The sequence below is a fragment of the Streptomyces zhihengii genome (assembly GCF_016919245.1).
In the GTDB taxonomy this organism is placed as follows: Bacteria; Actinomycetota; Actinomycetes; order Streptomycetales; family Streptomycetaceae; genus Streptomyces; species Streptomyces zhihengii.
This window is the reverse complement of the sequence record NZ_JAFEJA010000001.1, coordinates 4,476,526-4,488,420: the sequence shown is the minus strand read 5'-3', so window position 1 is coordinate 4,488,420 and position 11,895 is coordinate 4,476,526. Positions and strand designations below refer to the sequence as shown.

15 protein-coding genes are annotated in these 11,895 nt (G+C 73.0%); 3 read left to right on the top strand and 12 right to left on the bottom strand.

All coding sequences use genetic code 11. The features are described from left to right. Nucleotides 1-156: 156 nt before the first annotated feature. Entirely contained in the window at nucleotides 157-1,128 is a 972-nt protein-coding gene (locus JE024_RS18865; protein ID WP_205374705.1) for an asparaginase, read from the bottom strand. A 73-nt stretch (nucleotides 1,129-1,201) separates the two neighbouring features. Then, nucleotides 1,202-1,807, bottom strand: a complete 606-nt coding sequence (locus tag JE024_RS18860; RefSeq protein WP_205374704.1) for an RsiG family protein — start codon at nucleotides 1,805-1,807, stop codon at nucleotides 1,202-1,204. A gap of 158 nt (nucleotides 1,808-1,965) precedes the next feature. Here JE024_RS18860 and dtd point away from each other — a divergent pair, with 158 nt between their 5' ends. Together dtd and JE024_RS18850 are read left to right on the top strand one after the other, a co-directional pair. Continuing rightward, nucleotides 1,966-2,403, top strand: a complete 438-nt coding sequence (gene dtd, locus JE024_RS18855) for a D-aminoacyl-tRNA deacylase (RefSeq protein ID WP_205374703.1) — start codon at nucleotides 1,966-1,968, stop codon at nucleotides 2,401-2,403. A gap of 178 nt (nucleotides 2,404-2,581) precedes the next feature. After that, entirely contained in the window at nucleotides 2,582-4,453 is a 1,872-nt protein-coding gene (locus JE024_RS18850) for a serine/threonine protein kinase (RefSeq protein WP_244882959.1), read from the top strand. Between the two features lie 21 nt (nucleotides 4,454-4,474). On the opposite strand, the gene ygfZ is transcribed toward JE024_RS18850, so the two are convergent. The 6 genes from ygfZ to JE024_RS18820 form a co-directional block, all read right to left on the bottom strand. Further along, nucleotides 4,475-5,440: a CAF17-like 4Fe-4S cluster assembly/insertion protein YgfZ gene (gene ygfZ / locus JE024_RS18845; protein ID WP_205374702.1), complete on the bottom strand. Its 966-nt coding sequence runs from the start codon at nucleotides 5,438-5,440 to the stop codon at nucleotides 4,475-4,477. A gap of 9 nt (nucleotides 5,441-5,449) precedes the next feature. Beyond that, nucleotides 5,450-5,887: a Fur family transcriptional regulator gene (locus JE024_RS18840; RefSeq protein WP_205374701.1), complete on the bottom strand. Its 438-nt coding sequence runs from the start codon at nucleotides 5,885-5,887 to the stop codon at nucleotides 5,450-5,452. A gap of 56 nt (nucleotides 5,888-5,943) precedes the next feature. Beyond that, a complete protein-coding gene (locus JE024_RS18835; RefSeq protein WP_205374700.1) occupies nucleotides 5,944-6,516 on the bottom strand; it encodes a heme-binding beta-barrel domain-containing protein in 573 nt (190 codons plus the stop codon). 223 nt (nucleotides 6,517-6,739) lie between these two features. Continuing rightward, nucleotides 6,740-7,708, bottom strand: a complete 969-nt coding sequence (locus JE024_RS18830) for a hypothetical protein (RefSeq protein WP_244882957.1) — start codon at nucleotides 7,706-7,708, stop codon at nucleotides 6,740-6,742. After that, on the bottom strand, nucleotides 7,705-8,619 hold the full coding sequence (locus JE024_RS18825) for a hypothetical protein (RefSeq protein WP_205374699.1): 915 nt from the start codon (nucleotides 8,617-8,619) through the stop codon (nucleotides 7,705-7,707). Before JE024_RS18825 ends, JE024_RS18830 begins: the two co-directional genes overlap by 4 nt. Then, nucleotides 8,616-9,446 carry a hypothetical protein gene (locus JE024_RS18820; protein WP_205374698.1) on the bottom strand — a complete coding sequence of 277 codons (831 nt, stop codon included), beginning with the start codon at nucleotides 9,444-9,446 and terminating at the stop codon, nucleotides 8,616-8,618. The genes JE024_RS18825 and JE024_RS18820 overlap by 4 nt, the downstream gene beginning before the upstream one ends. A 104-nt stretch (nucleotides 9,447-9,550) precedes the next feature. Here JE024_RS18820 and JE024_RS18815 point away from each other — a divergent pair, with 104 nt between their 5' ends. Next, complete coding sequence (locus JE024_RS18815; RefSeq protein WP_205374697.1) at nucleotides 9,551-9,913, top strand: DsrE family protein; 363 nt, start codon at nucleotides 9,551-9,553, stop codon at nucleotides 9,911-9,913. Nucleotides 9,914-9,974: 61 nt separating this feature from the next. Here the strand turns inward: JE024_RS18815 and JE024_RS18810 are convergent, their stop codons facing one another. From JE024_RS18810 to JE024_RS42315, 4 genes are all read right to left on the bottom strand, one after another. Then, the gene (locus JE024_RS18810; protein WP_205374696.1) at nucleotides 9,975-10,238 is read right to left on the bottom strand and encodes a DUF3099 domain-containing protein; all 264 of its coding nucleotides are present in this window, start codon (nucleotides 10,236-10,238) and stop codon (nucleotides 9,975-9,977) included. A gap of 111 nt (nucleotides 10,239-10,349) precedes the next feature. After that, the gene (locus JE024_RS18805; RefSeq protein WP_010985465.1) at nucleotides 10,350-10,637 is read right to left on the bottom strand and encodes a DUF1416 domain-containing protein; all 288 of its coding nucleotides are present in this window, start codon (nucleotides 10,635-10,637) and stop codon (nucleotides 10,350-10,352) included. A gap of 31 nt (nucleotides 10,638-10,668) precedes the next feature. After that, entirely contained in the window at nucleotides 10,669-11,508 is an 840-nt protein-coding gene (locus JE024_RS18800) for a sulfurtransferase (protein WP_205374695.1), read from the bottom strand. A gap of 143 nt (nucleotides 11,509-11,651) precedes the next feature. Then, nucleotides 11,652-11,735: a putative leader peptide gene (locus JE024_RS42315; RefSeq protein ID WP_355648638.1), complete on the bottom strand. Its 84-nt coding sequence runs from the start codon at nucleotides 11,733-11,735 to the stop codon at nucleotides 11,652-11,654. Between the last annotated feature and the right edge of the window lie 160 nt (nucleotides 11,736-11,895).

Sequence of the window (11,895 nt, the reverse complement as noted above, 5' to 3'; positions counted from 1 at the left end):
CCGCGAGCGCTCCGGCCCGGTGCGTCCGGCTCCGCGCCGCGCTCCCGGGCGCCGCCCGCCCGCCCCGCGGATCAGAAACGCCCCGCGAGTCGAAGCGCCCCACGGGTCAGAACGCCCCGCAGGTCAGAGCCCACCACGGGTCAGAGCGCCCCCGGGTCAGAACGCCGCGCGGACCTCGCCCACCTCGTCGCCGCCGCCGAGCAGCGGCATGTGGCCGATGCGGTCCAGCACGGGCGCGTCCACGCCCATCAGCCGCAGCGCACGGGCCAGGACGGGCCCGAGCGCGCGGCCCGCCCCGTCGTCGATCTTGAAGGCGAGCGCCCTGCCGTCCTCCAGCGCGACCGCCTGGACCGCCTCGGCGCCCATCTTGGACAGCGTCCCCGGCACCTCCCGCATCAGCCAGGTGTCGGGCCGCCGCGTCCCCGCCACGTACTCGGGGTGGGCCCGCATGGCGTCGGCCACCCGGCGTTCGGCGGTGCCCGGCGCCGCGAGGACGAAGTGCCGGAACGCCCGGGCGAGGCCGGTCAGCGAGATCGCCATCAGCGGGGCGCCACAGCCGTCCGTGCCGACGGCGGCGACCTTCTCGCCGGCGGCCTCCTCGACGACGGAGTGCACCAGGCGCTGGAGGGGGTGTCCCGGGTCCAGATAGGTCGCGCGGTCCCAGCCGTTCAGCTCGCAGGCGGCCAGCATGGCCGTGTGCTTGCCGGAGCAGTTCATGGTGACCCGGTCCCGGACGTGCCCGGTGGCCAGGTAGGTCTCGGCGGCGACCGGGTCGAGCGGCAGGTCCGGCGGGGTGCGCAGTTCGTCGGCGGAGAGCGAGAACTCGGCGAGCATCTTGCGCACCAGGTCGAGGTGGAAGTCCTCTCCCGAGTGGCTCGCGGCGGCCAGGGCCAGCCGCTCGCCCGCGAGGTCGAGACCGGCCCGGAGCACGGCGGCGGCCTGCATGGGCTTGTTCGACGAGCGGGGGAAGACGGGGGCCGACGGGTCGCCGACCGCCAGCTCGACGCTTCCGTCCGCGCCCAGCAGCACCAGCGATCCCCGGTGGTGGCCCTCGACGAAGCCGGAACGGACGACCTCGGCGAGGACCGGGGGTATGGCCGCGCTGACGGGGGCGACGGAGGAGGTCATGGTGGACGGCCTTCCGGGACGGGCGACCCGCACCCCGGCGGCGGCGCCGGGGGATCGCCCCGGCCGCCCCGCGTCAGATGAGCAGGTCGTCTACTTGTGCTTCGCCTTCACGGTACCTGCGGGCGATCTCGGCGCTGCAATCGTCGGCCGTCCGCTGGAGCTGCTGGCGGCGCCGGGACACCCGCTGCTCGTAGGCGAGCAGCCGCCCCATCGCGTCGTGCAGCTCGTCGTCCGTCCGGGCGCCGAGGTCCGAGAGGCCGACCTCGTCGAGCATGTCGGACGCCAGCCGCCGGTACTCCTCGCCGTGCGGCGTGGAGAGCGTGACGTGCCGGGCCGAGGAGCCGCGGCGGGAGGGCGCGTCGGCCAGGATCTCGGAGAGCCGGTCGACCACGGGGGCCTCCGGGTCGGCGCGGCGGGCGACCTCGGCCCGGAGGATGTCGAGCCGGCCCTGGACGAGGCGCCGCACATAGCTGAGGTCCGCCTCGTCGCGCTGCGCGTCCCGGCGCAGCGCCCGCAGTTCCGGCAGCCGCAGACCCCCCAGATCGGGCTCCGGGGTCTCGGGGAGCAGGTCTCCGCCACGGGGCCGGGGCGGGCGGGCGGGAGCCGGAAGATCCCCCGCGACGTCCGCCGGGCAGCTCGGTACGGGGCCGAGCCGAGGCCCGGCGCCAGATGTGGTCATGTGCGTCGTCCGTCCCCTCGCGACCGGTGCATGGGCCACCCGGGGCCCGATGGGCCGCGGGACTGCACCGCCTGCGTGCATGGTGCCACCCCGGTACCCCCGGCGGAGTCGGTCTGCACCTGTTCGGCCCCGAATGGCGGCCAGGTAGTTTTCTCCGCATGCGTGCAGTGGTGCAGAGGGTGGACGGCGCGAGCGTCGTCGTACCGGGTGAGACGGGCCCCGAGACGGTGGGCGAGATCACGGGCGAGGGCCTGTGTGTGCTGGTGGGGGTCACCCACGACGACACACCGGAGAAGGCGGCCCAACTGGCCCGCAAACTATGGTCGGTTCGTATGCTCACGGACGAGAAGTCCTGCTCGGACGTGGACGCGCCGCTGCTGGTGGTCTCGCAGTTCACCCTCTACGGGGACGCCCGCAAGGGGCGCCGGCCCACCTGGAACGCCGCCGCCCCCGGCCCGGTGGCCGAACCCCTCGTCGACGAGGTCGTCGCCCAGCTCAGGGCGCTGGGGGCGACCGTGGCGACCGGCCGCTTCGGTGCCCGGATGCGGGTGTCGCTCACCAATGACGGCCCGTTCACCGTCCTCGTCGAGATCTGACGGCCACCCCGGGGGGCGGGCGCCGGGAGGCCGGCGGGCGTACGGGGTCGCTCAACTCCCGTTTTCTATAGGGTGATTGCCGCCGCCACGGGAACCGTGGAGGCCGTGCGCCCGTCCGTGTGGGGCGGGGGGAGTTCACGGCCCGGGCGGGGCCGCATCGCTGTGGAGGCGCGAGAAGGTGGACGGGCGGACGGAGCTGGATCCGACGGGCAGCGGCGCGGAGCCGCTGGGTGAGGGCGATCCGCGCCGGATCGGCCCGATTCCGCTGCTCGGTCGGCTCGGGGCCGGCGGGATGGGCCGGGTCTACCTCGGCGTGCACCAGGGGCGGTTCGCGGCCGTCAAGCAGCTCCTCCCCTCGATCGCGGCGGAGGACAAGGACTTCCTGCGGCGGTTCGGCCAGGAGCTGGACAACCTCGCGCGGCTGCCCGAGCGGGCGTCGGCCCGGCTGCTCGACGGGGACCGGACGGCACAGCCGCCCTGGTTCGCCACCGCCTGGGTACCGGGTCTGACCCTGAGCCAGGCGCTGGCGGCGCACGGCGGACCGCTGCCCGCACCAGCGCTCTGGCGGCTGCTGCGGGAGACCGCGGCGGGCCTGGCGGACGTGCACGCACTGGACATGGTCCACCGGGACGTGAAGCCCTCCAACGTGATGCTGACCCTCGACGGTGTCACGCTGATCGACTTCGGCGTCGCGCGCGCGGCGGAGCAGAGCCAGGTCACCCGCACCGGGATGGTGGTCGGCACCCCGGCCTACATGTCCCCCGAGCAGGCTTCGGGGGCGCGGAGCTCCACCGGCGCCGTTGACGTCTTCGCGCTCGGCTCGGTGCTGGCGTACGCGGGCAGCGGCCGGCCCCCCTTCGGGGACGAGTCGGGCCACGGCGTGCTGTACCGGATCGTCCACGAGGCCCCCGACCTGGCGGCGCTGCGCGCGCTGGACGCGGAACTGGCCGACGTCGTCGCCGCCTGCCTGGACAAGGATCCCGGGGTCAGGCCGACCGCGGCGGACCTGGTGGAGACCGCCGGCCGCCGCATCCCGCCGGGGCCCCCGCCGTGGCCGGACGCCGTGAGCGGGCCGCTCGCGGTGCGCGCCGCCTTCGCGGAGCACGTGCCGGACGCGAAGGACCTGCCCGGACCGGACACCTCCGCCGGGCCGGGAGCGGACGCCTCCGCCGGGTCCGCGCCCTTGGCCGACGCCGAGCGGAGCCCGCGCGCCGAGCGGCGCCGCAGACGGAAGGTGCTGGCGATCGTGATCCCGGTCGTCGTGGCGGGGAGCACGCTCTCGTTCCAGCTCCTGCCCTACGCGTTCGACCGGCCGGGCACGAACGCGCTGCCGCCGTCGGCCTCGGCCTCGCCCTCCCCCACGGCCCCCGGCGACCGGGCCGCGTCACCCACCGCGTCGGCGAGCGCCGGTTCCTCGGCCTCCGCCTCCGCGGGCGCGGACGGCCGGCAGGGGGAGAAGGACGGCACGGAAGCCGGCGCTCCGGGCGCGGACGACGGCCGGGGCGGGGACGGGCCCGGCGACGGCTCCGGCGGCGCGGTGTCCTCCGGGGCCTCGGGCGGGACCGCCGCCCCGGGAGGCTCCGGGCCCTCGGACGCGCCCACCGGCGGTTCGGGCGGTGGATCCTCGTCCGGCGGCTCGTCGGACGGCGGCTCGTCGGCGGGTTCCGGGGGCGGTGGGCCGGCGCCGTCCGCCTTCATGCTCAAGAACGCCGAGAACGGCAAGTGCGTGACCTACGGCGCCGGCAACAGCCCCCACGACGGCGCCTGCTCCGGCACCGCCGCCACCTGGTCGTTCCGGACCGTGTCGGGCGGCGTGTTCCGGATCGTCAACGGCCGGGAGGGCGACTGCATGGACGCGAACACCCTCGGCCACCAGGTCATGTCGTTCAGCTGCGGCGGCGGTACCGACCACCAGTGGCGCTCGGGGGCCGACGGCTCGATCCGCAGTGTGCGCACCGGCGGCTGCCTGGACCTCAGCGGTCTCAGCGGCACCAATGTCGTCACCGAGACGTGCGACGGCTCCGCCTCGCAGCGCTGGACCCGCGTCTGAGACGCGGGTCCGGCGGGCCGCTCAGGGCTCGACGACCGTCTCCTGCGCGGCGGCCGTGCCGCCCGCGAGCAGCGGGGCGTCGACCGGCACGTTCCGCTTCACCAGGGCGAGCGCGATCGGGCCGAGTTCGTGGTGGCGGCCCGAGGTGGTGATGAAGCCGAGCTGGCGGCCCTCGTCGCCGTCGGCGGCCAGCTTCACCGGCGTGCCCGGCACGGGCAGATGGACCTCGCTGCCGTCCAGGTGGAGGAAGACCAGGCGGCGCGGCGGCTTCCCCAGGTTGTGGACACGGGCGACCGTCTCCTGGCCGCGGTAGCAGCCCTTCTGGAGGTGCACGGCGCTGCCGATCCAGCCCAGCTCATGGGGGATGGTGCGGTGGTCGGTCTCGAAGCCCAGCCGCGGCCGGTGCCCCTCGATCCGCAGCGCCTCGTACGCCAGGATGCCCGCGAGCGGGCCGTGTCCGGCCGCGTACGACTCCAGGTCGGCGCGCGGCAGGAAGAGGTCGCGGCCGTGCGCGGTCTCCCGGACGACCACGCCGTCGGGCACGGTGGCGATGGAGCCGGCGGGCAGATGGACGACGGCGAAGTCGTCGGTGCGGTCGGCGACCTCGACCCGGTAGAAGAACTTCATCGACTCCAGATAGGCGATCAGCGCCTCCTGGGTGTCCGGCTCCACGTGCGCCCAGACCGTCGTGCCGTCGTCCACGAGGTAGAGGGCGTGCTCGATGTGCCCGTTCGCGGAGAGGATCAGCGCCTCGGTGGCCCGCCCCGCGGGCAGGTCGCTCACATGCTGGGTGAGCAGCAGATGCAGCCAGCTCAGCCGGTCGTCGCCGGTGACGGTGAGCACACCGCGGTGCGAGAGGTCGACCAGCCCCTTGCCGTCGGCGAGTGCGCGCTGCTCACGGAACAGGTCGCCGTAGTGGGCGGCGACCCCTTCGTCGCGTCCCTCGGCCGGCACCGCGCCGGGCTGGGACAGGAGAGGGCTCTTCATGCGACAAGCCTACGACCCGGTAGGCGGCTTCCCCTCGGCGCAGTCCCCGCACCTGCCGAAGATCGCGAAGTGCTTCATGTCGGTGTCGAACCCGAACTGCCGCCGCAGCTTCTCGGTGAACTCGGCCGCCACCGTCACATCCGCCTCGATCACCTCGGTGCAGTCCCGGCACACCAGGTGCAGATGGTGGTGCCGGTCGGCCAGGTGGTACGTGGGGGCGCCGTGCCCGAGGTGGGCGTGCGAGACCAGCCCCAGTTCCTCCAGCAGCTCCAGCGTCCGGTAGACCGTGGAGATGTTGACCCCCGACGCGGTCTTGCGGACCTCGCCGAGGATGTCGTCCGGGGTGGCGTGTTCGAGCGTGTCGACGGCTTCGAGGACAAGCTGGCGCTGCGGGGTCAGCCGGTAGCCGCGCTGCCGCAGATCACTCTTCCAGTCGGTGCTCACCACGCCCCCCAGTGTAGGCAGCGGCGCCCCTGTGCGAAGGGGCGCTTGCCCGACGGCCCCTACTTGAAGAACGCGATCCCGTCGTCGGGCAGGTCGCCCAGGTCCTTGGCCCAGGAGGCGACCTCCTCGGGCGAGACGACCTTCTTCAGGTGCGCCGACATGTACGGCCGCAGCGGGACCTCCGGGGTGGCCTTCTCGCCCACCCACATCAGGTCGCTCTTCACATAGCCGTAGAGCCGCTTGCCGCCGCTGTACGGGCCGGAGGCCGCGGTGCGCGCGACGGCGTCGGTGACGAGGTCGATCTGCGGCTTCTGGTCGGCCAGCTCGCCGTACCAGATCTCCACGATGCCCTGGTCGCGCACCATGACGACCTCGACCTTGCGGTCCTTGTCGATGCGCCAGTAGCCGCTCTCGCTCTCCAGCGGCCGCACCTTGTTGCCCTCGGCGTCGAGGACCCACGAGTGCGAGACGTACTCGATGAAGTCCCGGCCGTCGTGGCTGAAGGTGACGGACTGGCCGAAGTTGCACTTCTCGGCGCCGGGGAAGTCCGATACGCCCGCGCCTTCCCACGTGCCGAGGAGGAACGCGAGGGGGACGAGGTCCGGGTTGAGGTCGGACGGGATCTCGATCATGAGCAGCTCTGTCGGTCGGTGGCGGAGGTACGGGCGGTCAGCGCTGGCCCTGGTACAGCTTCTTCACGGCGAGGCCGGTGAAGGCGAGCACGGCGACGCAGACCAGTGCCAGCAGGACTTCGAAGAAAACGATCACGGGAGGGCTCCTCGCGGGGCGTGACGGCAGTACGGGCCGGACCCCAGCTTAGTGGGCTGCGGTCCGGCCCGTTCTGCGAGGTCGGCGTCAGCCGAGGAGCTGGTTCTGCAGGACCACCGTCTGGTCGAACGGCACCCGCGGCACCTCGCCCTCGCGGGAGAGCACCACGAAGGCGACGGTGTCGCCCGCGGTGATGTAGGCGTGCCGCACGTGGACGGGGCCGCGCGGGGCGGCCTCGTCGTAGACGTAGCGCTCGGTACCGGTGACCTCCGCCCGGCGGTCGTAGCCGTCGTCGACCGAGGACATCTCCTCGACTCCCACGGGCCGCAGCGTCAGGTCGGGGCCGCTGGCCACGTTCTCGACGAAGAATTCGCCGGCGACCGCGGACGTGTGGAAGCGGAGCAGGAAGACCCGTGCCACGGTGCCGTCCGACATGGTCCAGCCGCGTGCGGCCACCTGCCGGACCCGTGACTCGGTCAGGTGCTCGCGCAGCGCCTCCCGCTCGTCCTCCTCGTACTCGCGGAGGTAGCGGTCGACGGTCGTGCGTCCCTTCTCGGTCGGCAGCGTCCGGTCCGGCCGGCTGCCGGCCGGAGCGGGGAGCAGCAGCGCGCTCAGATCCGCGTAGTGGATCTCACCGACGTTCTCCGGCGCGTAGGGCAGCGGGGCCCCGGCCGGCAGGGTCGGCTTCGTGAGCTTCGGGTACTCCCAGCGGCCGTCGTCCAGGGTCGACAGACCCGGGACGTCGGTGCGCTCCTGGGACACGATCCCGTAGGCCGTGCCCGTGCCGACGGCCGCGAGGACGACCGTGGCGGCGGTCCAGCGCAGCACGGCCCGCAGCACTCGCCGCTCCCGGAACGGCACCCGGGGAGCGGCGGCGGGCGCCGGGGCGGGCCCGGCGGGAGGCGCGGGTGCGTCCGGGGCGGGAGCGGCCTCGGGCGGGGCGGGAACGGTGCCGGCCTCGGGCGTCCCGGTGGCGGGAGCCGTCACGGGAGCGGCCTCGGGCGTCCCGGCAGCGGGAGCCGTCACGGGCGGGGTGGGCTGGGCTTCGGTGGTCACACGGCCTCCCCGGGCGACGTGATGTGGTCGAGCTGCTCGCGCACCAGATCCTTGATCGTCCCGGTCCGGAGGTCCTTCACGCCGTACGCGTACACGTTGACGAGGACCTCCCCCACGGGGGCGCTGCACAGCATGACGTCGAGTTCCACCTCGTCGTCCTCGGGCAGCAGGTAGCACGTCGCCTTCGGGTGGCCCGGGATCTTCGGCCCCTTGCGGAAGATCTCGAAGGCTTCGGCCACCTGCTTGTCGAACTCGGCGATGTTCCGCACCGCCTTGGTGTTCTCCAGCTGCGCCAGGCGGATCTCCATCACGAAGCTCGCGTCCTCGGGGCGGTAGCTCCGCACGGCCACGCCCTTGATCCCCAGCTCGTCGACGGCCTTCTGGTGCTGACGCCGCTGCTTGCCCGGCAGTCCTCGCGCCCCCTCCTTGAACAGGGCTACCGCGCGCTCGGCGTCCAGGACGCTGTCGTTGCCGAACTCGTCGACGTCCGGCCCCGGCAGATAGCCGATCGGCATGGGCAGCAGGTCGGCCGCCAGGCCGGTGGGCTTCAGCGACGGCTCCTCCGGCTCCGTGTGCTCGCCCGGTTCGGCCCAGACGGTGGTCGGGGCGCTGCGGTCCGCGTCCTGCACGGCCGACCAGCCCCACACCCCGCCCCCGGCGATCAGCCCGAGGCCGACGACGGCCGCGACGAGCGCGACGGGGAACCGGCGCCGCCGTGCGGGCCCGTCCGCGACCGGAACGGGCCCGGTCGCGGGTTCGGTCGCGGGTTCGGTCGCGGGTTCGTCCGCCGCGTCCGTCCCCGGGGCCGACGACACGGACGCGGCGGACGCCGACGCTTCCGGCGTCTCCGGCGGGTCGGTGGGCGCCGTCGAGGCGGCGGGCTGCGCCACGGGTTCCGGCTGCTCGGTCACAGGCGCTCCAACTGACGCTTGGCGAGGGACTTCAGGTCCTTCTCGTTGATCGGCCCCGCGTTGTTCGCGTACTCGATGAGCATCACGACGTCGCCGCGCCAGGCCACGGCCCGGCCCCGGTACAGCGGCTCGTAGCCCGCCTCGCGCAGCGGCTCGTCGAAGACGTAGGTGCGGCCGTCGGCGCTGCCGGGGATCGGCTCGCCGTCGTTGCCCGCCCACTTGTCCTCGTCCAGGTACCACTGCTGGCCCTCGCCGAACGAGGACGCCTTCAGCTCATGCTCCTCGCGGAACTGGATCAGCTGGATGTCGACGTAGACCTTGCCGCCCACGGACCAGCTGACGCTCGCGCAGCGACGGAAGTCGTCCTCCGCGAGCTCCTCGAACATGTAGTCCTCCTCCTCGAACCACTGGGCGTACGAGAAGAGGTCCTGCCAGGCCGGCTTCGTCTCCGTCTTCGCGCCCTTGGGCTTCGGCAGCAGCAGTTCGCGCAGGTCGCCGTCGGTCTTGACCCAGCGGTTGACGTTCATGGATCGCGCTGTCGTGCCCGGCTTCGCCGGAACCGGCTTCGGCGTGCGCAGGTCGGGCTGCGAGAGCGCCGGCAGCGGGGTCGGCTCCCGGTGGTACTGGACGGTGTAGCCGGTGACCGTGCCGCCCAGTACCCCGAGGACCGCCGCGGCGGCGATCAGCGCGGCGGTGCGTCCGCGGCGGCGGGGCCGGGGGCCGGGCGTGGCGGCCGCGCCGTCCGGGGCGTGCGCCGGGGCCTCGGCCGGTGCGGGTGGTGTGTCAGGGGCCGGAGGCGACGACGCCCCGGGGTCCTGCGGTTCCAAAGAGTCCCCCCACGAGACATGACGCGCGGATTCCGTATCCGCGTCGCACAGCAGACACCCGGCGCGGACGGGAGGTTGCACTCCGGCGCATTACAGTTCGGCATATGGCGAAGAAGCTCGTGATCAAGGTGACCGCCGGGGCCGACGCCCCCGAACGCTGCTCCCAGGCCTTCACCGTGGCGGCCGTCGCCGTCGCCAGCGGTGTGGAGGTGTCCCTCTGGCTGACCGGCGAGTCCTCGTGGTTCGCGCTGCCCGGCCGGGCGGCGGAGTTCGAACTGCCGCACGCGGCACCGCTTCCCGAGCTGCTCGACTCGATCCTTTCGGGCGGCACGATCACACTGTGCACCCAGTGCGCGAAGCGCCGGGAGATCACGGAGAAGGACGTGCTGGAGGGCGTGCGGATCGCGGGCGCCCAGGTGTTCGTCAGCGAGGCGGTCCAGGACGACGTGCAGGCACTCGTCTACTGACCCGGCCCAGCCGGGGGCTCCGGACGGATACAGCGGCGCGGCCAGCGAGCGGGCGCGGGCGTCACGGGCGCGGGCGGCGCTTCCCGTCGAGTTCGTCCCACCACTCGTCGGACTTCGGATCGCCGCTCGGGTCGTCCCACCAGCGGTCGTCCGGGCCCCGCCGGTTCGCGACCATCGCGGCGACCGGCGGGATGACCATGGCCACCACGCACATGCCGACGGCCACCGGGACCGACCACAGGCGCACCACGGCCCAGGCGGAGACGAAGAGGACGAGGCATCCGCCCATCATCCACAGGTACACGCGGCGCCTTCGGGCGAGCATGTCTCCAGCCTACGGCGGGCGCCGGTACCCGGACATGACCGAAGGGCCGCACCTCGATTCCCGGTAGCGTCCAACCCCCAGGAGGTGCGGCCCTTCGGCCGGTCACGATGTTCAGACGGCGATCGCGACCTCGGCGAGTCCGCCCGTCTGGGCGACGACCGTGCGGTCCGCCGTGGCGCCCGGGACGAGGGCACGCACGGTCCAGGTGCCCTCGGCCGCGTAGAACCGGAACTGCCCGGTGGCCGAGGTCGGGACCTCGGCGGTGAACTCACCGGTCGAGTCCAGGAGTCGGACGTAACCGACGACGGGCTCGCCGTCCTTGGTCACCTGGCCCTGGATGGTGGTCTCACCGGGCTTGATCGTCGAGGCGTCGGGGCCGCCGGCCTTCGCTCCACACATGCTGCTCTCCAGAAAGGTCGGGGGGAGGGGGTTACTTGTTGGCGCCGAGCTCGATCGGCACGCCGACGAGGGAGCCGTACTCGGTCCACGAACCGTCGTAGTTCTTGACGTTCTCCTGGCCGAGCAGCTCGTGCAGCACGAACCAGGTGAGCGCGGAGCGCTCACCGATGCGGCAGTACGCGATGGTGTCCTTGGACAGGTCGACCTGCTCGTCCTCGTAGAGGGCCTTGAGCTCCTCGTCCGACTTGAACGTGCCGTCGTCGTTGGCGTTCTTCGACCACGGGATGTTGCGGGCGCTGGGCACGTGGCCCGGGCGCTGCGACTGCTCCTGCGGCAGGTGCGCCGGGGCGAGCAGCTTGCCGCTGAACTCGTCGGGCGACCGCACGTCGACCAGGTTCTGCGAGCCGATCGCGGCGACGACGTCGTCACGGAAGGCGCGGATGGAGGCGTCCTGCGGCTTGGCCTTGTACTCGGTGGCCTCGCGGACCGGCACCTCGGCGACGAGGTCACGGGAGTCGAGCTCCCACTTCTTGCGGCCGCCGTCGAGCAGGCGGACGTCGCCGTGGCCGTAGAGCTTGAAGTACCAGAAGGCGTAGGAGGCGAACCAGTTGTTGTTGCCGCCGTAGAGGACGACGGTGGAGTCGTTCGCGATGCCCTTCGCGGAGAGGAGCTTCTCGAAGCCCTCCTGGTCGATGAAGTCGCGGCGGACCGGGTCCTGGAGGTCCTTGGTCCAGTCGATCCGGATCGCGTTGGTGATGTGGTTCTTGTCGTACGCCGAGGTGTCCTCGTCGACCTCGACGATGACGACCTTCGGGTCCTCGAGGTGGGCCTCGACCCAGTCGGCGTCTACCAGGACGTCGCTGCGGCTCATGCTTCTTCTCCTCCGGGGCAGTGTGCGGCGGTGGTGCGCGAGGGTGGTGCGCGAGGGATGTGCGGGTACGCGAGGAGCGCGTCGGCCGGCACGGGCGGCCCCGACAGAGGTCGAAGGGCCTGAGGGATACGGGAGGAACCCGCTCAGACAGTGCGACAGAGCATGGCGGCGACGCGGCACAGGTCTACTGCCCGCCGCTTCGTGAGATCCGCCTGTCGCTGCTTCATGGGTCCGATCGTAGGGACGAGACGGCGGCCGTGTCACCGGCGTGTCGCATGATGAGACGCGATCGTCCACCATCCGATACGAAAAGGGGGACGGATCGCCCTTCCGCGCCATCGGCGGAGGGGGCCGTCCCCCGTTCTTCTGCCCACCGGACACAGCCGT